At 55.4% G+C, this 1487-nt stretch carries 2 protein-coding genes; both read left to right on the top strand.

All coding sequences use genetic code 11. The annotated features are described in order from the left end of the window. A partial coding sequence (locus CW742_RS12755) for a transcriptional regulator (RefSeq protein ID WP_292420945.1) occupies positions 1–569 on the top strand: 569 nt, incomplete at its 5' end. Positions 570–1218: 649 nt separating this feature from the next. Then, complete coding sequence (locus tag CW742_RS12750; protein ID WP_292420943.1) at positions 1219–1395, top strand: hypothetical protein; 177 nt, start codon at positions 1219–1221, stop codon at positions 1393–1395. The last annotated feature ends 92 nt before the right edge of the window (positions 1396–1487 follow it).

Raw genomic sequence — 1487 nt, 5'->3', positions numbered from 1 at the left:
GGGCGATGTCCAGCTCCCTTGCAGGCGACATCCTCCAGTTCCTTGCAGAAGGCCCCAAAAGCCTGACTGCGATCACCGAGAAGCTCCAGATCCCGATGAACACCGCGAAGTACCATGTCGAGAACCTTCTTGATGCTGGCGTCATTGCGATTGCCGACACAAAGTACAGCATCAAGGGCCGGGAGGTTAAACTCTACTCCCTGACCGACCAGCTCCTCATCGTTGCCCCGCGCCGGGTGGACGTCCGTTCTCTGCTCCTGAAATATGCCTCGCTCTTCGGGATTGTGGCTGTATCGACGCTGGCGATCTCGACAATCCTGCCGATGCTCTCTGCCCCCGTGATGAACGCCGAGATGGTCTCGCTCAAGGCTGCACCGGCACCAGCAGTTGATACCGCTACCGGTGCGGGACGGGAAGCAGGTGCAGTTGCGCTTCAGTCAACGTTCGGCACGGCATCAGGAACTGCCCCGGCAGCATTTGACCCGTCCCTTGCATTCTTCTTTGGAGGCATGCTCGTCATCTTTATCCTGCTCTGCTACGAGGCATGGCTCTGGAAAAAGACCCGGTGATGGCAGAAGCAATGGATGATATCTTCGCTTTTTTAAAACCGCAAGCGGTCTGCAGGCTAAGTTGGCAGAGCAGCGAAAAAACGGAATTTATGTTCTGTAAAATACCTATGACCTAATTCGATCGCTCCCCTTGCGCTAACCCTGATTCGAAGAACCGTTCAGGTTCTTCTCGTGTCTCATCTCTGATGAGATTCGACACCCCCAAGAGGGGGTGAGGGTCATAAGACCCGACGCAGGAGAAGACCGCGATAGCGTTCTTCGACTCGGGGGCGCAGGCGATGTCTCTGGATTACCTGAATGGGATACTTCAACAAAGAGTTGCTTCCATCGAGAACAGAAATCGAAGCCGCCGCGGAGACAGCTGCAGGCTGTGGAGAAGTGAGAACTTCGACTCGCCCTTCGGGGTGCTTCATTCTGCACGAATGAAGCAGAGGGATTTCACAAAATCCCTCACATCGAATCCCGAAGGGATGAGATGGGAGAAGAGCGCGAAGCGTTCTTCGACTGTGGCGGCCGTCCATCATAAATGGGGGTATGGGGGCATCAGCCCCCATCATTACGAGTGAAAAATTCAACAGGATCTAAAAATGGAATCTATTATTATCGCACCCTTCGTGCAGCCAGAACAACTGCCAGACCTGCCGCCGCAATGCCTACCGCAGCAGTCAGCGGAGAGAGCGGGGACTGCGTGGCCGTGGGCCACGGTGTTGGGACGGTTGTCACGGTCGTGCGGGTGGTTTTCACCACGGGCGCGGTGGTTGTCGGCACGCTAGTTGCAACAGTCGGGGCAACAACGGTGAAGGATTTGCTCCCCACATATCCCTAGGAATCTGAGAACTCGACCGTATAAGCGCCGCCGCTTGTCCCCGCTCATTTCCGGTTGAAGGTCCCGGACTGGGTCTTGATTTTGTTATTTTT

Origin of the sequence: Methanoregula sp. (genome assembly GCF_002835825.1) — an archaeon.
Classification (GTDB): Archaea; Halobacteriota; Methanomicrobia; order Methanomicrobiales; family Methanospirillaceae; genus Methanoregula.
The sequence above is the reverse complement of the archived record's forward strand: the minus strand, read 5'-3'. Positions and strand labels throughout refer to the sequence as shown.

Bases quoted from the DNA above. Each gene is read 5' to 3' on its own strand.
- CW742_RS12750 (WP_292420943.1), top strand. From the start codon at position 1,219: ATGCCTACCGCAGCAGTCAGCGGAGAGAGCGGGGACTGCGTGGCCGTG.